This window comes from Paraburkholderia sp. SIMBA_027, assembly GCF_046535315.1.
Taxonomy (GTDB): domain Bacteria; phylum Pseudomonadota; class Gammaproteobacteria; order Burkholderiales; family Burkholderiaceae; genus Paraburkholderia; species Paraburkholderia tropica.
Genome location: NZ_JAWRWY010001145.1, coordinates 1 through 253, shown reverse-complemented (window position 1 = coordinate 253; position 253 = coordinate 1). Strand labels below are relative to the sequence as shown.

The 253-nt window shown below is 61.3% G+C and carries 1 protein-coding gene; it reads right to left on the bottom strand.

Features of this window, described 5'->3' with window-relative positions; genetic code table 11:
- Window positions 1-253: DUF6361 family protein (locus SB764_RS42725; protein WP_410867140.1), on the bottom strand; the 253-nt coding region annotated here is incomplete at both ends.

Sequence of the window (253 nt, the reverse complement as noted above, 5' to 3'; positions counted from 1 at the left end):
ACCGTTCTTGGCGAGGAAGGCCAACAGACTGTCCGGATTGCTGTCCACCAGACGGTCGACCACGAAACCCGCCTCTTCGTCGGTCAGCGCGAAGCTCGTCTTTTCGAGCATGTCCTTGGGAGGTTTAGGCAGGCGCGGATGCCAGGGCGTCGGAACGGTTCGCCCCGCGCTATGGTCGTCATCGTCATGATCCTTGCCGATATTCGTTGGCCAGGACGGTAGCGACGCCGCATATGCATCGATCGAGCCGGAG